Raw genomic sequence first — 17965 nt, forward strand, 5'->3', positions numbered from 1 at the left:
GCAAAATGCTCCGCATTTGCTCCTTCGGCCGCCCTGGGGGCACCCGCCTCAGTCTCCCTCCGCCATGCTACGGGCGAAATGCTTGCATTTCACCATCTACGCGCTGTCGCGCTCCGTCAGGTCTCAGGTCTCCGCCTTCCGCCTTCCAGAGGCCTCCGGCCTCTGCTTACCAGATCAGTTTGACCGGATAGTCCGCAAACGCGCGGTCCTTGCTGATGATGGGGACCTTCAAGCGGCGGGCGGTGGCGAGGAGGAGCCAGTCGAAAGGATCCTTGTGCGATTCTGGCAGCTGTGTGATGCCGAAAATGTCGGCATCGGTCAAGGGCAGGTAGGACAGGCTGAAGCGTTCGATACGCGAAGGCAGGTAAAGCTCGGGGGGCTCGGGAAGGGGCAGTTTGCCCAACTTGTATTTCAAGGTGATCTCAAAGACCGATGCCTGGCTGAAATATAATTGGTTCGCCGGATTGCGGATCACTTGCTGCGCGCGATCAGAGAGCCGTTCCGGTGCAATCCAGGCGTACAAGGCCGCATGCGTGTCGAGGAGCGCTCTCATTCCCGGTCAAACAAGTCCGTGATCGCGGCATTCGTTTCCGCGCTGTCCCAGCCCTCGGTCAGCGTCACTTTGCCGGCGTCCAGTCCCAGTGGACGCTCCCGCGCGCCGCTGTCCGCTTGCCGTAAGGGCCGCAGCTCGGCAAAGGGCACATTGCGTTCGCACAGCAGGATGGTTTCCCCCGCCTTCACCCGCTTCGCATACCGTGATAGCTGGGTCTTCGCTTCATGGATGTTCACCTTTAACATACATGACTTAGTCTAGTTTGGATTTAAACTAAGTCAAGTCTGGCGGCTGCGCCGCCAGGAAGGATGAGGGCTGAAACTTGAAACCTGAAGGCTTTTTGAGGGCTGAAACCTGAAGTTTTATTTTTCTCAGGTCTCAGGTCTCAGGTCTCAGGTCTCAGGTTTCATCCCTCCGCCCTCCAGCAGGCCTACCGCTGCTGCCACGGTTTCGCGGAGGCCGGTTTCGAAGGGGATGCGGGCTTGCCAGTTCAGGCTTTGCCGGGCGTGGCGGCTGTCCAGGGCGTAGCGGAAATCGTGGCCGGGACGGTCGTCGACATGCCGGATCAGGGCCTCGGAGGGTGCTTTGCCGGGCCGGAACTCGTCCACCAGTCGGCAGATCCGGCGGATCAGGTCGAGGTTGCGGCATTCCTCGCCGCTGCCCAGGTTGTAGCTCTCCCCGGGCTGTCCCTGACGCAGCACCGCATCGAGTCCCTCGACGTGGTCGCGCACATGGATCCATTCCCGCAGCTGTTCGCCGCTGCCGTAAACCGGGATCGGCGTCCCGTTCAGGCAGCATTCGATCACCCGCGGGATCAGTTTTTCCGGGTGCTGCCCGGGACCGTAGTTGTTCCCGCAATGCGTGCGCAGTACCGGGAGTCCATAGGTCTGTGCCCAGGCGCGCGCCAAGTGGTCCGCCGCGGCCTTGGAGGCGGAGTAGGGCGAATTCGGCCGGAAGGCGTCCGCTTCGGTGAAGGCGGGCTCCCCGGGTTGCAGCGCGCCATACACTTCATCGGTCGAGACCTGAAGAAAGCGGAAGGTGCTGGCGGCTGTGCCGCCAGGAAGGCTGAGGGCTGAAAGCTGAGACCTGAGATGCGGGATGCGGGATCCGGGATACGGGATACGAGAAGCGGCCTGCCCTGAGCCTGCCTGCGGTGAGCTCGTCGAACCCGTCGAAGGGGTGGAGGGGTCGGAGGAGGGATTAGTAGGGTCCCCCAATTGCTGCCAGTACGCGAGGGCGGCTTCGAGCAGCTCGTAACTCCCCACGATATTGCTCTGAATAAAGGGTGCCGGGCCGGCGATGGAGCGGTCCACATGGCTCTCGGCTGCGAGATGGCAAATCGCATCAGGTTGGAATTCCTCCAGCAGCTGTAAGAGACTGCCGGCAGGCTTCGAACCGCCGAGCTCCCACTGGATGAAGCGATACCGGGGATGCGTTTCCAGGTCGGCCAGCGCCTCCGGCTGGGCCGCATAGCTCAGCTTGTCCAAATTCAGCACCGTGTCGCCCCGCTCCTTGAGCAGGTAACGCACGAAATGTGAGCCGATAAAGCCGGAACCGCCTGTGACCAGGATACGCATGGAGATTCGTCTATTGTCATGAGTCCGCCGCATTTGGCAAGCGAGCAGGCGGCTGAGCCGCCTGCGAAGGACGGTTAATGGCTTACAACGCTGCATGTTTTGAACCACGAATGGACACGAATGTGCACGAATGGCTTACAACGACGTGATTTTTGAAACCACGAATGCACACGGATGGGCACGAATCCCGCTTCGTAATACTTCGCGGGACTACGTGCTTACAACGACGGTTGTATATTGGAGATGCTTACAACGCTAATGAACCCGAATGGCTTACAGCGACGTGATTTTTATGGAGAATTTTCGCTGCCGGGCCCTTCGACAGGCTCAGGGCAGGTAGACCGCTTATGACCGCTAATGTACGCGTCCGCCTTCGTTCCTTGGGGCTACGTTGCTCTTGGGGCTACGTTGCTCTACGCCCGCACAAGACGGCGTGACGTGAATGCTTACAACCCCGCATCCATTTTATGGTTTTGATGCTGCGGGACACACAACCCTCACAAACATAAACCAGTATGCACGATAAGCGGTAATAAGCGGTAATGAGCGGTCTAAAAAAGCATCGTTGTAAGTCATTAACGTAAATTAACGTCCATTAACGGCGCCTAGCCCTGCGTAGCCTTCAGGCGTAGCGGGGTTCAAAATCACCAGCGTTGTAAGTGTTTCAGCGTTTTGATACTGCCGAGGCGGTCCGTACACAAGAGAGAGGTCGATTGACAAATCCTGGATTTTCGACAAATCATCCGGATATGAAGCCTGAATTAAAAGCGGCCTTGTCGGCTTGCTCGCCGCAGGAGCGGAGCGAGGCCAGTGTTTATTTGAAAATGTTGGAACGCGTTCAGGATCCATCCTATCACCGGGAAATGCGTGATCGGGCTCAAGCGGTTCGCGAGGGACGTCAGGTGTTGAGCAGTCAGGAGATCCAGCAAATTGATCAAGCTTTAAGCGAAGGTGGCCTCTGAACGCTATCATTGGGTAGGGCATCAGGCGGCAATTGAGCGACTGGTGCATCTAACGTCACAGGAGCGTCGTAGTATCTTGAATGCTTTGGAGCAGTTGACCGCCGATCCGACGCGAATCGAAGGAGAGGTGTTTCAATTGGAGAATGAAGCACCTTTTTATCTCTATCCACTGGGACGGCATGTGTTGACTCTGCAGATGGACCACGCTGTCAAAGAACTCCGTTTTCTGGCTCTGGAGTAATTCGAAGCGCTCGTGGCGTGTCCCGCCTACGTTTCTCTACGGCGTGGCGTGTCCCACCTTCGTTCCTACGGCGTGGCGTGTCCCGCCTTCGTTCCTACGGCGTGGCGTGTCCCGCCTTCGTTCCTACGGCGTGGCGTGTCCCGCCTTCGTTCCTACGGCGTGGCGTGTCCCGCCTTCGTTCCTACGGCGTGGCGTGTCCCGCCTTCGTTCCTACGGCGTGGCGTGTCCGCTTGCGGACGCTTGAAGAACACGTGAACGGCTTACAACGCCGTGTTTTTGAAACCACTAATGCACACGGATGGGCACGAATGGCTTACAACGACGCTGATTTGGAACCGTTAATGGACGTTAATTTACGTGAATCGTGCACGACGGTTGATTTTTTGGAATGCTCACAACGCCGTGTTTTTGAACCACGAATGGACACGAATGTGCACGAATGCTTACAACGACGGTTGTATTTTGGAGATGCTTACAACGCTAATGAACCCGAATGGTTTACAGCGACGTATTATTTAGGGGGGGGGGGGCAGTGCACAAGTTCCCCGCATTGGTTAAGGCGGGGTGGATGACGCGTAGCGGCAGACGGGGTGGTTCGTTGAATCGATCTGGCATGGCCTACAACGCCGTGGCGTGCCGGATCCCGCAGCGTGGGAGACCGGACCATGTGCACGAATGGCTTACAACGCTGTTTATTTTGGGAATGCTTACAACCGTACTCTTTTTTGGGGTGAGGATCCTGTACTGCAGTCTAAACTTTCCCACCTTCATACTTTAGTACTTTCCTACTCCAAAGGCCTCCGTCCTCTGCCGCCTCCGTCCTCGACAACAGGCGACCGCATCGCTAGCCATCCATCATGCCTCGTACTCGTATTCGTCGCCCTGTGGGTCCGCCGCCGATCGCGCCGCGGGAGTGGGCCGTTGCCCTGACCGGCGCGGCCACCCTGGCCTTCAGCGCCTGGGGCTTCGGCGGTGTCATCGCCTGGTCCCTCCACGTCCTGCTCGTGGGAGGAGTGGCCACGCTCCTGCTCGCCGTTTTTCCCGTTCCGGGGCACCGCAGTTCTGAAGTTTCCAGTTCTCCAGCTCCCAGTTTGGATACGAACGGTACACCTTCCCACTTTTCCACTTTCCCACTTTCCCACTCCCGTTCCAGCGGGATCCGCTGGAACGGGGCAGACGGCGAACACTCCAACCTCAAGAACATCCTGCGGCTGATCAAATCCCCGGTTTTCTGGTTCGGGGGGGCCTTCCTCCTCTACCTGCTGATCGGGGCGCTCAATCCGGGCATCGTGCAGCTGCGGGACGAGCGGGGCTGGTGGGTCGAGGCGGTCGAGCCGCCCTTCGGGGTCCATCTGCCCACTTCGGTGCAGTCGGACTACGAGCCGATGAATGCCTGGCGGGTCTTCAACATGCACCTCGCCGCCATCAGTCTGGTCTGGGGATTCTGGGCCGGGCTGCGGCGGCGCAAGACCGTCCTCCTCGTGCTCTGGGTCTTCGTGCTCAGCGGGGTTGGCATGGCCGGGGTCGCCATCTACCAGCATGTCAGCCAGGCGAAAGAGGTGCTCTGGACCTATGAGTCGTCCAATCCCCAGTTCTGGGGCAGTTTCTTTTACCGCAACCAGGGCGCCGCCTATTTGAACTGGGTGCTGGTCACGACGGGCTGCCTCTACTTCTACCTGGCCAAGCGCAGCCGGGAGGAGGGGCAGAGCGGGGGACCGCACTTCCTCTGTGTCTGCTTCATCGGGATCCTGGCGGTCTCGGTTGGGCTGGCCCTCTCCCGCGGGGGCATCCTCTTTGCGGCCCTGCTCTCGACTGCCTTTCTGGGGCTGGCCGTCTTGCAGTTCATCGGTTCCGGTTTCGGCCTGGGGCGGCTCTTGACGATTGGCTTGCTCCTCGCGGCGCTATTGGGCGCCGGCGGGGTGCTGGCCTACCGGGCCATCGATTGGGCTGCGATCGAGAAGCGCTTCGGTGATATCTCGGAAACCATCGAGAACGCCGGCGACGACGCGCGGGCGCTGTCCAGCCAGGCCACCTGGGACATGGCGCAGGATCGTCTCTGGCTGGGCTGGGGCGCGGGTTCCTTTCGCTATGTTTTCCCCATGTACCAGCGGAACTATCCGGAGATTTATTACCGCTATTTCCATAAAAAGAAGCAGCAGTGGATGGGTCGGAAAGCTTACCGCTACGCCCACAACGACCTGCTTCAGTTTGTGGCGGAGTACGGGGTGATCGGCACCGGTCTGGTTGGACTGACGATTCTGAGTCTATTGGGCGCAGGGGTCCGGGTGATCCGTGATGCACCACTGAGCGTACTCTGTTTGACGCTTGGCTGTGTCGCCGCCGTGGCCCACGCGGGCCTCGACTTCATCTTCAATAGCCCTGCCTACTGGTTCGCCTTTCTCGGCGGCATCGCGCTGGTTGCCCGGCTCAGTGTGCTTGACGCGGAACGGAGCTGACAACGCCGCATCTTTTGAAACCCCGCTACGCCTAAAGGCTACGCGGGGCTAATGCCACGTTCCGAGGAGCATCGCGACGACATGACCCGTCTCCTCTACGATACGCCGAGGCATGCCGGATTCCGCATTGCGGAAGACCGGACCATTCACACGGATGGGCACGAATGCTTACAACGCTAATGAACCCGAATGGCTTACCGCGCCGTATTTTTCTTAGGGTTGTGTGTAGCGAAGCGATGAGAATCGCTTCGACCCGTCTCCTCGATGATACGCCGAGGCAGGCCGAGGACTGCCGTAGCTGCTCTCCCCAACCTCGCCCGACAGGGCTCTCTAGCGACCTGCCCTGCGAAGCTCGAAGAGCGAAGAAGGGAGCGGTTGTGAAAAAGAAATGGAGTGTATGAGACTTCACGTAAATCCTTTGAATCATCAAGGATCACTGTTGATGCAGCGGTGGGGTGGTCCCCGCTCGTAAACACGAAAACGAGTAACGACGTTTTTTGAACTACGGAAAGCGCGGAAGACACGAAAACGAGCACACCGCATTCATTTTAGGGTTTGTGTGTAGCGAAGCGATGAGAGTCGCTTCGACCCGTCTCCTCGCTGACTGGGGCTTCGCTGCTCTTGGGGCTACGTTGCTCTACGCCCGCACAAGACGCCCGCTCAAGACGCCGGCACCCGTCTTCTCGATGTTACGCCGGGGCAGGCAAGACGCCGAGGCATGCCGAGGCCCCATGATTCTTACAACCCCGCGAAGGCGGGACACGCCACGCCGTAGAGGGACGGAGGCGGGACACGCCACGCCGTAGAGGAACGAAGGAGGGACACGCCACGCCGTAGAGGAACGGAGGCGGGACACGCCACGCCGCACCTTTGTTAACCCCGCTACGCCGGAGGCTTCGCAGGGCGAAAGGCCGCAGAGATCAGAGACCTCGGAGGCAACCCCACACAGCAATGGGGGAATTCGTCACTCAGGCATCTCTCCTACGATACGGTGCCGGATTGACTTGTCCGAAACTTCCCAATTTATTGTAGCGATGACTTCCCGGCAAATACTGGACTCTATTCTCGGCTTGCCCGAAAACGAACGAGCCGAGATCGCGAGTGCGCTGATTGACAGTCTGGATACGGATCGGTGGACTGATGGCGATCTGGTGGCGGAGGCAAAACGCCGGGAACGGGCGGTTGAAGAGGGCTCGGCACGCTACTTGGACGAATCTGAATTCCACGTCGGCATCCGTCGCGGATAATGCGGTTGTTGTACCACCAAGACGTCCAATCCGACGTCAATCAAGCGCTCAAGCGTTACGAAAGCATTTCGCCCAAACTGGCGGATGCCCTCTGGCACGAGTTGCAGTCTCACTTTCGTCGGATTCAATCGAATCCGCTTACCTGCCATTTTGAAACACCGCCATTTCGCCGGGTTAATCTGAAACGCTTTCCATATGCGATTCTTTACCGCGTTTTCGATGACCATGTGAAAATCATGGTCGTCAAGCATGTGAAACGCCGGGTCGACTTCGGATTCAAGCGCCGTTAAGCGGAGCTCATTGCCACCAATATCCTGACTTTGGTCCCCGCTCGTAAACACGAAAACGAGTAACGACGTTTTTTGAACTACGGAAAGCGCGGAAGGCACGAAAACGAGCACACCGCATTCGTTTTGAACCCCGCTACGCCTGAAGGCTACGCAGGGCTTAACGCCACGGATGCACACGGATAAACACGGATCCCGCTACGTCTGACTTCGCGGGACTACGTACTGACAACGACGTGTTTTCTTAGGGTTGTTTGTAGCGAAGCGATGAGAATCGCTTCGACCCGTCATCCTCGATGATATGCCGAGGCTTCCGCCTCTGCGCAAGGCTACGGCGGACCGGACGGCTTGGCAGGCGATCGTGATTTCGACCCGGACCTTCGTTTCTTCCTGCCATGAACTGGCCTGCCCTGAGCTTGCCCTGCCCTGAGCCTGGCCTGCCCTGAGCCTGCCGAATGGTCGAAGGGCGAAGGGCGAAGGGCGAAGGGCCCTACCCTCACGCCGAAGATGTGCCGGGCACGACCAATTCAAGCTTCGGGAACCATGGCTTAAAATCCTTAGGATTCCGGGTAATCAAGCCATCAAAACGCAAGGCAAACGCACCAATCATTATATCCGCAACCGGACGCTTCCCGACAGCCTTCAAGCGTTTCTTCTGGATATAAGTGTTCCAGGCACGGTGCGCCTGGATTAGGTTGGCTTCCTCCCAATTCATGTCGAAATGAACCCCACACAGACGCAAAAACTCTTTTTGCGCGGAGAGATCGCCCTTAAAAGCCGGACTGAGCTCGATCATGGTGACGGGCGCAATGTGCAGCCCCGCATTCAGGTGTTTATGCAAACATAAGGCCGAAGCGCGGCCGAAGTCCGGGTCCGCCTCCAGGATATCGATCAATACACAGGTATCGACGACCCAACTCATTCGCCCGCCCGAAGCTCTGCCATCCAGTCAGCGGTCCGCTTCGGCACCCCTTTTCGATGTCTCGCCCCGAAGCCCAAAGCTGCCATCGGATCCGGAGCATCGGGTTCCGCCGCTTCGACCACAACGCGCACCTCCGTCTCGGAAACAGGCTCCCAGCGCAAACGCTGCCCGGGCTTCAGATGCATCTGCCGCCGTAATGCAGCCGGCATCGAAACCTGCCCACGCTCTGTCAATGTGCATACTTGGCCGTTCATAGGAAACAAGCTATCATGTAAGCTTATCATGTCAAGCCGACGACACCCGGCGGTGCGCGATCCAGCCAATCAGGCATGTCTTTAGATCTTGCCTGCCCTGAGCCTGGCCTGCCGTGAGCCTGGCCTGCCATGAGCCTGCCGAATGGTCGAAGGGCGAAGGGGCGAAAGGGCCAAACCGTTCGGCCAACCCAACTGAAAACGGAGCCGCTGGCGTAGCGCGGCAGCGCGGAAATGCTCCAAACCTTCTTACTTTCATACCTTCAGACCGGCGTCGCTACAGCGAAGACGGCTGTACCTTCCCACTCCTCGAAGCCTCCGTCTTCGAGTCCGCTTCAGTTTGTTCATTTTTTCTTGAACAAAACGAAACTTGAGGGCATATCTCACTCTGCGCAATGCGCTCTAATCCCAGTTTGTTTCATCTTTTTTCGTCCAATTACCCAGTTGGACCAATGGCGGTAGCGTGTAAAATTTGAGGATCTAGATTTGCTTAAAATCGATATCTATTGGGATCTTCGATCGACTATCCCTTCACGGCATACCGGTGTCGGTAAGCATGTGATTGAGGTCATCCGTGGATTGAGGGCCTCAGGGCAAGTCAACCTGCGAGTGCTGCTGGCTAAAGATCAGATGCACCTGTGGGAAGATCAGTCGAAAGCCAACCAGTGGGAGGAACTAGCGAAGGTGACCTTGCCTTGGAGCCTGCGGGCGATCCGACTTCGCGCAGCTGTGGGTTTAACAGGAGCATTGAATCGGTTGTGTCGGGGGCGTGATCTGGTCTACTCGCCGATGGAGCTATTGCTCGTTTTAAAGACTGTACCCTTTATCAATACGGTCCATGGGATGCCCTGTTTCGAAGTGTCTTTGCCCGATAAAGTATATCGTAGCCTGATTTACCGTTGGGAACGCCTGAGACAGGCTAACTTCTTTCGTCTTAGTCGTCGGCATTGTGCATGCAGCTTTGTGGTCTCTGATTACCTCAAAGATCGCATGGTCAAGCGTATTGGTTTTGCCTCCAACTTTCTTCATACGGTTTACAACGGGGCGGAGGATTTCTTTTTCCAGCCCGACGAAGTCACTCCGGATCGTGCCCGACGGGAGCGGTTGCGGTTATTGCAGGTTGGTGGCGCAAATATTTTCGACGGGGCACCGGCGCTCTTGCAGGTCGCCCGTTATCTTGAAAAGCACTATCCCACGGCAAAGATCTGGATTGCGGGGGACCGGCACGAAGCGCCCTGGGAACACCGCTTGCAGGCCATGTCTAATGTCGTCTGGCATGGATTTCTGGACAGCCGTCGGTTGTTGGAAGAGATGCGGCGTGCCACGGCCTTGCTCTATGTGCCCGCAGTCGAATCTTTCGGAATCATTGGTGTCGAAGCGATGGCAGCGGGATTGCCGATTCTGGCGTCGCGCTCAACTGCGCTCCCTGAGGTGCTTGGCGATGCCGCCTGCTGGATCGACCCGGCCGATGAGGCTTCGATCGAGGACGGTCTTCACCGGCTATGCTTGGAACCGGAGAATCGTCGGTTATATATAGAGGCGGGGCGTCGGCAGGCGGCACAATACACATGGGCATCTGTTGTCGAGCGTGTCTTATGTGGATTCCGTAAAGCCGTCGGTTAAGAAATTCGTCAGGTATGCATCTAGTTTTCTGGCAGCCGATTCCCAGCTTTCATCAGGAAGGCTTTCTCGTCGACTTGGCAAAGTCTGGTTGGGTTACATCGGTCACCTTGAAGTTTGAATCGGAATTGCCGGTCGAACGTCGTGCGACAGGCTGGCGGGAAGGGTGCTTTGAGGGAGTTCAGCTCGAGCCGATCCGCCTGGATGAGGTTCCCGAGTCATCGGCGGATCATGTGCATATCTTCACCGGCTTCCTTACCCACCGAAATGTTTGGTCGGCCTACAGAAGGCTTCCGAAGGATGCGCCCTGCCGCTGTCTTGCGTATGCGGAAGCGCCGGAGTGTATCGGATTCAAGGGCCTTCTGCGCCGCTTGAAGTATGCAGTCAATGCCCGTCGACTGTCAGGAAACTTGGATGCGGTTTTGGCAATTGGTGACTTGGGGGCTCGCTTTTATCGAGGGATTCTTCCCAGTTCGGTCAAGGTGTGTGAGTTTGCCTACTATGATGTCAGGAAAGCGGACATCGAAGCCCAGCGATGTTCACTGGAAGCACTCCGGGGAGTCACGCCATTTCGTTTCCTCTATGTTGGACAGTTGATATGGCGAAAAGGACTGGACCGTCTATTCAAGGCCTTGGCACAAGTGCCATCGCGCTTGGAGTGGCAGTTGGTAATTGTGGGCGATGGTGCGGCACGTGCCGAGTTGAAGAAGCTTGCGGATGACCTTGGGATTTCGTCTCGGTTGCAATGGTCCGGTGTCGTGCCCAGCAAAGAGGTAGCCGGTTACTATCGGCGGGCCGATTGTGCGGTCCTTCCCAGCCGTTGGGACGGTTGGGGCATGGCGGTCAACGAAGCCTTGCTGACCGGGTGTCCGATATTGGTATCCCCAAGCTGTGGTGCGGCATCGGCCGTTTCCAGCGAGTATCATTTGTCGGCGCAGGTGTCGAGTTGGTCGGCACTCTTGGCGCAGCGAATTGAAAAGGGCGCTACCTCACAGATTGAACGCGAGCATCTAAGGAAATTAGCCAGCCAGTTGACCGCCGAAGTCGGAACTATCCGACTTCTCAACTTGCTCCGGACCTTATGAAAATCCTTTGCTGCATCGAATCGTTTCTGCCGGGCAACCAGGGCGGCGGGCCCGTTCGGGCACTCGCCAACCTTGTGCAGTGGTTAGCGTCGGCGCATGGTTTCAACATCCTTACGAGGAACCATGATTATCTGGACTCTCAACCCTATCCTGATCTGCCGGTGGGCCAGTGGGTCGAACGGGAGGGTGCGTCCATTCTTTACGCTCAGGATGACAAAATCAAAAAAGCCTTTCTGGAGGCGGTTGAAGCCCTTCAGCCGGACTGGATCTATTTGCATGGTGCATTGCCGCCCTTGACCCGGATGGTGCTTCAGTTGCGCCGGAAGCAGGTGCAGCTGTCTAGAATCCCCATCTTGTTGGCACCGCACGGCAACTTCGGTCCGGGGTCTCTTCGGCACCACCGCTTACGTAAGCGAGCATGGTTGACTTATGCCAAGGCTCGCGGGCTGTATCATGATGTCGTGTGGCATGCTGCCTCGGAGCGTGAGGCGGATCAAATTCGGCAGCTGTTCGGCAGCTCAGCTCAAGTCCGTATCGTGCCGATGACTCCTGCGTCTGCGCCGTATGCGGCGCAGAGTGAAGAGTGCATAGTCAAGTGTGACGAGAGTGCTTCGTTGAACAATCCGCTTCGCCTCGTCTACTTTGGCCGTCTTTCCAGAGAAAAGAATCTGGCCTTTGCATGTGACTTGCTCGGACGTTTCGCCCAGCGACATCCAGAAATACCGGTAGTCTATGATCTCTTTTATCTGGGGGAGGAAGACCCTGAATTGCAACAATTGGCCAAAGGCCTCCCCGGGACCGTTCAGGTCAATTTCATTGCCGGCCTGAGTTACGATGAGCTTATGGACCGACTTGGTCCGTCGCCATCCACGGGCAAAGCCTCCTACGACGCCTTGCTTATGCCATCTTTGACGGAGAACTTCAGTTATACCGTGCTGGAGTCTATGCAGGCGGGAATCCCTGTGCTGATTTCGGATCAAACTCCCTGGCGTAATTTGCAGCGGGATGGTGTGGGGTGGGATCTCAAGTTAAATGATTTAAACACTTGGTTGCAATGCCTTGAGGCAGTACAACAAACAACAGAGCGTGATGTGTCTGCACGTGCCAAGTGTTGTCGAGTATATGCTGAAACTTGGGTAGATGTATATCGAAAGGAGTCCGGTCATTTGTTTGAACTGTAGTCCGCGCTTCGTTCGATTTCTGTGCGGCTATCTTTTACCTAATTCATTAAATATCCAAGCCAGCGCTTTGTAGAGTGAAGGGGCGGGCGCGGTAACTGACCTTGTTGCTTGAAAGTGTCGCCGCGACTAGCTGGTAAAGTCGACCGATGAAATCTACTTTATCAAGTCTAAATCATGGTGGTCGTCATCGATTGAAACTCAGAATTTTATTAAATTCCATCTGTGGATGCTAAATTAGTAGGTATTTATAGGGATTCTAATCTTGTTCCTGCCACTTGTCATGGTGCCTGGGATCTATCTTCAGGAGTTCCGGATTTGGTCAGCGTGATCATTCCAGCTTACAACCGCTCAGAACTGCTAGTGCGGGCGATACAGTCTGTTCGCGATCAAGTTTACAGGCCTATCGAAATCATTATTGTTGATGATGGTTCTATTGATGAGATTGAAGTGCATGTAGCTGTTGTAACTGAGTCTCTTAAGTCGGATCATGGGCTAAGTCTTACTTTCCGGAAACAAGAGCATTGTGGTGCGGCTGCCGCGAGAAATCTTGGGGTCTTGTGTTCTCGGGGTGCTTATATCCAATTTTTGGATTCGGATGATTGCTTGCTACCAAGTAAGATATCGGCAGGGGTGGCGATACTTCGCGAAAGTTTCTCGGATTATACTTATTGCCGGGCGCAATTTGTTGATCATTCTGGTGCTTTGCTGGAGCATTACTTCGGTTCACTGGGGACGGGAACAGCTAGAGATGTTACGGATTTTATATGGCAGACAATGTGCCCACTGTTTCGAAGGGCGACGATTGAAGCTTTGGGCCCATGGCGTGAAGACTTAGTTAATTTTCAAGATTGGGAATATGGAGCCCGTTTGGAGTTACTTGGGTTTACTCGTGAGTATGACCCCACGGTTCGTGCCATCTTTAGTCAGCATGCCGTTGGGGCGATGGGGGCGGGTGCGCTTACTGAGGACAAATTGAGAAGTATTTGGTGTGCGTATCGTGAAATTTCGCTGCTTGCTCGGGCAATCAAGCGGTTGGGGCCCCATTTGAAGTACCGTCTGACCCGACGAATGATTTTTCTAGCAGTGCAATGCGGGGCTCGTTCGAATTGGGGGCTTCTGCAACAAATAGAAGCCGAGATAAAACAGCTGAAATTGAACTATTTTATCGTCACTTTGGTAGTGACTTTACTCGGGCTTTTTCGGGCATCATCTGTGTGTCGGATGTTGGAGGCTTGGGGGGATCGACGTATGGCGAATGATTGATCGGATGCCGCTGGTGTGGCAAAGATTGCTTAGAGTCTAGCCGCCATAGGCGCATGTGACAATTGTGGGTCGCGGAGCAGTTTTGCAGCTCAAGGTGTGTAATATCTGGATGAAATATTAGCATGTATCTATCGGAAAATGAAAGCTGGTGTTCAAGTTGGTTGAGCGCGGTGATGCCTTAATGCAGGTGATGTACAAACGGATCAAATCACTGACGCAAAGCCCATTTCTTCGTAATGTTGGCAAACTAGCGGGGGGCAGTGTGCTTACACAGGTAATTGCTTTGGCTTGCGCGCCGGTACTCTCTCGGCTGTATGCTCCGGAGGACTTCGGAATATTAGGCATATTCATGGCTATTTCAGGTGTCGCCTGCACAATTTCGACATTACGCTACGATCTTGCGCTGGTGCTGCCTAACGAGGACGTAAGCGCCTGGAGTCTGCTGCAATTAGCCGGGAAATGGTCAATGATCGCAGTCTTGGTGGTCTTCTTTTTGCTTTATCCCTTTCGCGTGAGTTTGGCTGGGTTGCTGGGCGCTCCTGACTTGGCTTCTTACTTTGTCTGGTTTCCGCTGCTTGTTCTCAGTGGTGGATGGTTGAGCTTAGCTTCACATTGGGCGATTCGAAAGAAACGCTTTGGAACCCTTTCATCCACCTCAGTCGGTAGTTGTATTTGTGGAAATAGTTTTAAGATCGGCGGTGGTTTGTTAGGTTTTGGCGGTGGCTTCTTAATTGCCTCAACTTTCGTGCAGCAAACGATACAACTTGTTACGCTCTCACTTCATTTGAGGAATGAGGTTCCGTCTTCTCTCGCAGAACGCACGGAGGGATGGCGGATGGCGAAAAGCTATAGCGATTTTCCGCGCTATCGGATGCCACAAGATGCGATGGCTGCATTCTCAGGAAATCTTCCGAACCTCTTGCTCGCCGCCTATTTCAGTCCTGCGGCTGTCGGTTTCTACCTTTTGGCCACACGGGTCCTGTTTGCCCCGGTGAGCTTGATCCGGGAGGCGGTCCGAAATGTCTTCTACCAGAGGGCGACCGAGCTCCACCAGGAAGGGGGAGACCTTTATCACGTGGTGCTCAAGGCGACTGCCGGGTTCTTCGTGCTTTGCTTGCCGCTTACGCTTCTAATCTTCTTCGTTGGCGAGCCTCTGTTTACTTGGGTATTTGGGGCGGAGTGGCAAATTGCCGGACGTTATGCCAAATATATTGGCATTCTGATGCTGGCTTCTGTCTGTAATACCCCGAGTGTCGTGGTGGTGCCCATTTTGGGCAAAAATGCCGGCTTACTGCTTTATGAGATCTTTTCGACGGGGTTGCGTGTCGGTGCCTTGGTGCTCGGTGGCTTGTGGCTTTCTGCCGAAAATACAGTGAAGCTGTTCTGCCTGACGAGTGCCTTGGGGAATATCTGTTTAATTGCTTGGATTTGCCTGAGTTTGAAACCATTGAAGTCCTCATGAGTACACCCCAAGTCGATCGGTCGCATTACGAGTTTTCGAAGTATATGACTCTGGAGCGGTGGGGGAGTCTATGGCACCAATTGGATCTGAGTCTGAAATTGCAGCCGGATACTATTCTTGAGGTCGGCGCCGGACTCGGAGCCTACCGCAAGGTGATTGAAAGCTATGGACCGAAGGTGACGACCGTCGATGTCGCCGAAGACCTGAAGCCCGATGTCGTGGCTTCGGTTCTGGAGCTGCCTTTCGATGATGGCAGTTTTGATGTGGCCTGCGCCTTTCAAGTGCTTGAGCACCTACCCTACGAGAACTTCATTCCCGCGGTGAAGGAGTTGGCCCGTGTGGCGAGAAAAGCTGTTTTAATTTCCCTCCCGGATGCCAAGCCGGTCTATCCCTTCCGGATTTCAATCCCGGGCGTGGGCATTCGAGACTTCATGATCCCGCGCCCTTATGTCAGAAAGAAGCATGTCTTTGATGGGCAGCATTATTGGGAAATGAATAAGAAGGATACGCCTGTGAGTTTGGTTGTGGCCGATATCATTCGGGCAGGTTTTCCCGATGTGCATCATGGCCGATATGTAGAGAATTTATATCATCACTTTCTTTCGTTTGGAGTCCGTTCGCATGAGTCTGGATCGAAGCAATGTCTCTAATGAGTGCGGATTTTTTACATCTATTGCTTGGGATTGCAGCTCGAGTTCCGTTTCTAGGTAATAGGCTAAATAAATATATCCAGAAATTGGATACGCATACGCTGGAGGTCTATCGAAAGTCTTTTGTTTCCTTGGTCTTGAAGGTTTTTGGAATGGTCGCGATGCTGATAATCAGTATTATTCTTGGGCGAACGCTAGGGCCAGAAGGTTTGGGCATTATCAATCTTAGCAATCGAATCGTAGGAATTACTCTGATTCTTTGTATGCTAGGGTTGAACACCGTAGTCTTGAAGGAAGTTGCGATCGCATTCGAGGCCCAGGATTGGCAGAGGGTCACGGATGCTATCTATACGGCCAAAAGGATAATCCTACCGTATTCATTCGTCCTCAGCTTATGCTTGATCGCTGCGACTCCATGGCTCTCGGGGGTGGTTTTTCGGGAGCCATCCTTGTTATGGCCTGTTGTTATTGCCCTATCGGTGGTTGTTTTTCAAGTGAGTTCCAGAATTTCTGCTTCAGCGATAAACGGGTTCCGCAAGGTCTGGCAGAGTAATTTGGTGAATGAGACCTTGAGTAGCTATCTGGTGCTTCTAAGTCTTATGCTAGGCCTAGTTTTTGGAAAAGATATCGGTGTACTTGAAGTAGCACTCATATACGCAGTTGCCCGCGTTATCGTATCTTTCGTAGTCGGCATCTATTGGTCGAAGCTTTTTAAGGTAAGGCTCAAGCCCAATTTTCGGGGGAAATCGATGATGAAGGTCGGATTGCCTTTATTGCTAGTCTCTGCGACGTCGATGATTGCTAGTAATGCGGATACCATAATGCTTGGCTGGCTGAGTTCTAGTTCCCAGGTAGGGTTCTATAGCGTTGCGGCTCGACTTGGCTTTATGACGAGTATCCTACATATGCTGACAGTTTCCGCTGTTACGCCAAAGATTGCCGCTTTGTATGGCGCCGATAAAATCAAGGAACTGGAGTTGATGGTGCGGCGGATTACGCTCGTGCTTTCATCCTCCGGTCTCTTTTTCGTGGCGTTCTTTGTTTTCGGAGGCAGTACTTTGCTCCAGCTTTGGGGGGCGGGCTTTGCTGATGCATATCCTAGTCTAATCTGTATTGCAATTGCTCAATTCTTTAATGTGTCTACAGGGCCCTCGGGTATTATACTAATTATGTCAGGGCATGAGCGACTTGTCGGCCTCGTTTCATCTGGATCAATGGTATTGAATCTTGCGCTGAACTACATATTGATTCCTCGGTTCGGCGCCTTCGGTGCTTCACTGGCGACTGCATCCGTATTGGTGATAGAAAATATCATAAAAGTGATTTTGGTCTATCTTCGGACTGGTATCGTTACGGTTTCTTTTTGTCGTATGTAATTAATATGAGAAGTTTTAAATATTATACTAAACTCGCAGTAAAGCAGGCTTTGAATTTTAGAGTTCCAGGAGAATATACCAAAGTCCGTGATGATGACGTGTTTTTGGCTTCATATCCGAAGTCGGGTAATACATGGCTGCGCTTTCTTGTTGGTAATCTGATTCGCCCAGAGGGTGTTGATTTTATTAATGTAGACCGTATTATACCTGATATGCATAGCCTGTATAAGGCAGAATTAGACGGGTTTCCTAGTCCTCGTTTTATAAAGACGCATTGTCCGGTTCGAGCCAAGTTTGCGCGTGTGATTTATGTTTATAGGGATCCGCGTGATGTGGTTGTCTCGTATTATCATTGGCACCTGAAGTACACTAGTGGCTTTAGTTGTACTTTGCCAGAATATATTGATCGATTTATATTAGGAAAAAACTCAATCTATGGCCCTTGGTGGGAGCATGTAAATGGATGGCTAGCATCGGAGCAGATGCATGATGGGCGTATGCTGCTGCTTAAATATGAGGATATGCGTAGGGACGATTTTGACTCAGTGTCTAAGATAGCAGCTTTTTTGGGGTTGAGCGTATCCAATGCGTCGATACGGAGTGCTGTTGAAAATTCTTGTTTTGAGCGGATGCAGAAGTTGGAAGTAAAGCAGTCGGGGGCTTCATCATATTTGAAAGAATCTAAGCAAGAGTTGCGTTTCGTCCGATCTGGTAAAAGCGAATGGAGGGATCATTTTACGAGTGATCTTAAGTCTAGGTTTAAGCAGCGATTTGGTGAAATCTTGATTGATTTATCTTATGAGGAAAACCTAGATTGGTGATGTTTGCGTTA

19 protein-coding genes are annotated in these 17965 nt (G+C 54.2%); 14 read left to right on the plus strand and 5 right to left on the minus strand.

Annotation, left to right across the window (positions count from 1 at the left end):
• Positions 1-166 precede the first annotated feature (166 nt).
• From O2597_RS17685 to rfbB, 3 genes are all read right to left on the minus strand, one after another.
• Positions 167-553 (minus strand): type II toxin-antitoxin system VapC family toxin, encoded by a 387-nt coding sequence (locus O2597_RS17685; RefSeq protein ID WP_269526971.1) that lies wholly within the window; start codon positions 551-553, stop codon positions 167-169.
• A complete protein-coding gene (locus tag O2597_RS17690) occupies positions 550-798 on the minus strand; it encodes a type II toxin-antitoxin system Phd/YefM family antitoxin (protein WP_269526973.1) in 249 nt (82 codons plus the stop codon). Before O2597_RS17690 ends, O2597_RS17685 begins: the two co-directional genes overlap by 4 nt.
• A 147-nt stretch (positions 799-945) precedes the next feature.
• Entirely contained in the window at positions 946-2130 is a 1185-nt protein-coding gene (gene rfbB / locus O2597_RS17695; RefSeq protein ID WP_269526975.1) for a dTDP-glucose 4,6-dehydratase, read from the minus strand.
• A gap of 749 nt (positions 2131-2879) precedes the next feature.
• Here rfbB and O2597_RS17700 point away from each other — a divergent pair.
• The 6 genes from O2597_RS17700 to O2597_RS17725 all read left to right on the plus strand — a co-directional run bounded on the left by O2597_RS17700 (position 2880) and on the right by O2597_RS17725 (position 7326).
• Positions 2880-3092 (plus strand): hypothetical protein, encoded by a 213-nt coding sequence (locus O2597_RS17700; RefSeq protein ID WP_269526977.1) that lies wholly within the window; start codon positions 2880-2882, stop codon positions 3090-3092.
• Between the two features lie 43 nt (positions 3093-3135).
• The gene (locus tag O2597_RS17705; protein WP_269526979.1) at positions 3136-3333 is read left to right on the plus strand and encodes a hypothetical protein; all 198 of its coding nucleotides are present in this window, start codon (positions 3136-3138) and stop codon (positions 3331-3333) included.
• An 857-nt stretch (positions 3334-4190) separates the two neighbouring features.
• A complete protein-coding gene (locus tag O2597_RS17710; RefSeq protein WP_269526980.1) occupies positions 4191-5789 on the plus strand; it encodes an O-antigen ligase family protein in 1599 nt (532 codons plus the stop codon).
• 51 nt (positions 5790-5840) lie between these two features.
• A complete protein-coding gene (locus O2597_RS17715; protein ID WP_269526981.1) occupies positions 5841-5969 on the plus strand; it encodes a hypothetical protein in 129 nt (42 codons plus the stop codon).
• Between the two features lie 854 nt (positions 5970-6823).
• Entirely contained in the window at positions 6824-7036 is a 213-nt protein-coding gene (locus tag O2597_RS17720) for an addiction module protein (protein WP_269526982.1), read from the plus strand.
• On the plus strand, positions 7036-7326 hold the full coding sequence (locus O2597_RS17725) for a type II toxin-antitoxin system RelE/ParE family toxin (RefSeq protein WP_269526984.1): 291 nt from the start codon (positions 7036-7038) through the stop codon (positions 7324-7326). Before O2597_RS17720 ends, O2597_RS17725 begins: the two co-directional genes overlap by 1 nt.
• A gap of 493 nt (positions 7327-7819) precedes the next feature.
• Here the strand turns inward: O2597_RS17725 and O2597_RS17730 are convergent, their stop codons facing one another.
• Together O2597_RS17730 and O2597_RS17735 are read right to left on the minus strand one after the other, a co-directional pair.
• Complete coding sequence (locus O2597_RS17730; RefSeq protein ID WP_269526986.1) at positions 7820-8245, minus strand: type II toxin-antitoxin system VapC family toxin; 426 nt, start codon at positions 8243-8245, stop codon at positions 7820-7822.
• Positions 8242-8529: an AbrB/MazE/SpoVT family DNA-binding domain-containing protein gene (locus tag O2597_RS17735; RefSeq protein WP_425603765.1), complete on the minus strand. Its 288-nt coding sequence runs from the start codon at positions 8527-8529 to the stop codon at positions 8242-8244. Before O2597_RS17735 ends, O2597_RS17730 begins: the two co-directional genes overlap by 4 nt.
• Before the next feature lie 453 nt (positions 8530-8982).
• Between O2597_RS17735 and O2597_RS17740 the strand changes: the two genes are divergently transcribed.
• The 8 genes from O2597_RS17740 to O2597_RS17775 all read left to right on the plus strand — a co-directional run bounded on the left by O2597_RS17740 (position 8983) and on the right by O2597_RS17775 (position 17954).
• The gene (locus O2597_RS17740) at positions 8983-10119 is read left to right on the plus strand and encodes a glycosyltransferase (protein WP_269526990.1); all 1137 of its coding nucleotides are present in this window, start codon (positions 8983-8985) and stop codon (positions 10117-10119) included.
• Between the two features lie 14 nt (positions 10120-10133).
• Complete coding sequence (locus O2597_RS17745; protein WP_269526992.1) at positions 10134-11201, plus strand: glycosyltransferase family 4 protein; 1068 nt, start codon at positions 10134-10136, stop codon at positions 11199-11201.
• Positions 11198-12382, plus strand: a complete 1185-nt coding sequence (locus O2597_RS17750; protein WP_269526994.1) for a glycosyltransferase — start codon at positions 11198-11200, stop codon at positions 12380-12382. Before O2597_RS17745 ends, O2597_RS17750 begins: the two co-directional genes overlap by 4 nt.
• Before the next feature lie 222 nt (positions 12383-12604).
• Positions 12605-13645, plus strand: coding sequence for a glycosyltransferase family 2 protein (locus O2597_RS17755; protein ID WP_269526996.1), 1041 nt, complete (start codon positions 12605-12607; stop codon positions 13643-13645).
• A gap of 148 nt (positions 13646-13793) precedes the next feature.
• The gene (locus O2597_RS17760) at positions 13794-15107 is read left to right on the plus strand and encodes a lipopolysaccharide biosynthesis protein (RefSeq protein ID WP_269526998.1); all 1314 of its coding nucleotides are present in this window, start codon (positions 13794-13796) and stop codon (positions 15105-15107) included.
• Positions 15104-15757 carry a class I SAM-dependent methyltransferase gene (locus tag O2597_RS17765; protein WP_269527000.1) on the plus strand — a complete coding sequence of 218 codons (654 nt, stop codon included), beginning with the start codon at positions 15104-15106 and terminating at the stop codon, positions 15755-15757. Before O2597_RS17760 ends, O2597_RS17765 begins: the two co-directional genes overlap by 4 nt.
• Positions 15757-17133, plus strand: coding sequence for a flippase (locus tag O2597_RS17770; RefSeq protein ID WP_269527002.1), 1377 nt, complete (start codon positions 15757-15759; stop codon positions 17131-17133). The genes O2597_RS17765 and O2597_RS17770 overlap by 1 nt, the downstream gene beginning before the upstream one ends.
• Positions 17134-17138: 5 nt before the next feature.
• Positions 17139-17954: a sulfotransferase domain-containing protein gene (locus O2597_RS17775; RefSeq protein WP_269527004.1), complete on the plus strand. Its 816-nt coding sequence runs from the start codon at positions 17139-17141 to the stop codon at positions 17952-17954.
• Positions 17955-17965 lie beyond the last annotated feature (11 nt).

Origin of the sequence: Coraliomargarita parva (genome assembly GCF_027257905.1) — a bacterium.
Classification (GTDB): domain Bacteria; phylum Verrucomicrobiota; class Verrucomicrobiia; order Opitutales; family Coraliomargaritaceae; genus Coraliomargarita_A; species Coraliomargarita_A parva.

What these genes read in the sequence shown, in the direction of transcription:
- O2597_RS17685 (WP_269526971.1), bottom strand. Translation starts at nt 553, where the DNA reads ATGAGAGCGCTCCTCGACACGCATGCGGCCTTGTACGCCTGGATTGCA.
- O2597_RS17690 (WP_269526973.1), bottom strand. Translation starts at nt 798, where the DNA reads ATGTTAAAGGTGAACATCCATGAAGCGAAGACCCAGCTATCACGGTAT.
- rfbB (WP_269526975.1), bottom strand. Translation starts at nt 2,130, where the DNA reads ATGCGTATCCTGGTCACAGGCGGTTCCGGCTTTATCGGCTCACATTTC.
- O2597_RS17700 (WP_269526977.1), top strand. Translation starts at nt 2,880, where the DNA reads ATGAAGCCTGAATTAAAAGCGGCCTTGTCGGCTTGCTCGCCGCAGGAG.
- O2597_RS17710 (WP_269526980.1), top strand. Translation starts at nt 4,191, where the DNA reads ATGCCTCGTACTCGTATTCGTCGCCCTGTGGGTCCGCCGCCGATCGCG.
- O2597_RS17715 (WP_269526981.1), top strand. Translation starts at nt 5,841, where the DNA reads ATGCCACGTTCCGAGGAGCATCGCGACGACATGACCCGTCTCCTCTAC.
- O2597_RS17720 (WP_269526982.1), top strand. Translation starts at nt 6,824, where the DNA reads ATGACTTCCCGGCAAATACTGGACTCTATTCTCGGCTTGCCCGAAAAC.
- O2597_RS17725 (WP_269526984.1), top strand. Translation starts at nt 7,036, where the DNA reads ATGCGGTTGTTGTACCACCAAGACGTCCAATCCGACGTCAATCAAGCG.
- O2597_RS17730 (WP_269526986.1), bottom strand. Translation starts at nt 8,245, where the DNA reads ATGAGTTGGGTCGTCGATACCTGTGTATTGATCGATATCCTGGAGGCG.
- O2597_RS17735 (WP_425603765.1), bottom strand. Translation starts at nt 8,529, where the DNA reads ATGATAAGCTTACATGATAGCTTGTTTCCTATGAACGGCCAAGTATGC.
- O2597_RS17745 (WP_269526992.1), top strand. Translation starts at nt 10,134, where the DNA reads ATGCATCTAGTTTTCTGGCAGCCGATTCCCAGCTTTCATCAGGAAGGC.
- O2597_RS17750 (WP_269526994.1), top strand. Translation starts at nt 11,198, where the DNA reads ATGAAAATCCTTTGCTGCATCGAATCGTTTCTGCCGGGCAACCAGGGC.
- O2597_RS17765 (WP_269527000.1), top strand. Translation starts at nt 15,104, where the DNA reads ATGAGTACACCCCAAGTCGATCGGTCGCATTACGAGTTTTCGAAGTAT.
- O2597_RS17770 (WP_269527002.1), top strand. Translation starts at nt 15,757, where the DNA reads ATGAGTGCGGATTTTTTACATCTATTGCTTGGGATTGCAGCTCGAGTT.
- O2597_RS17775 (WP_269527004.1), top strand. Translation starts at nt 17,139, where the DNA reads ATGAGAAGTTTTAAATATTATACTAAACTCGCAGTAAAGCAGGCTTTG.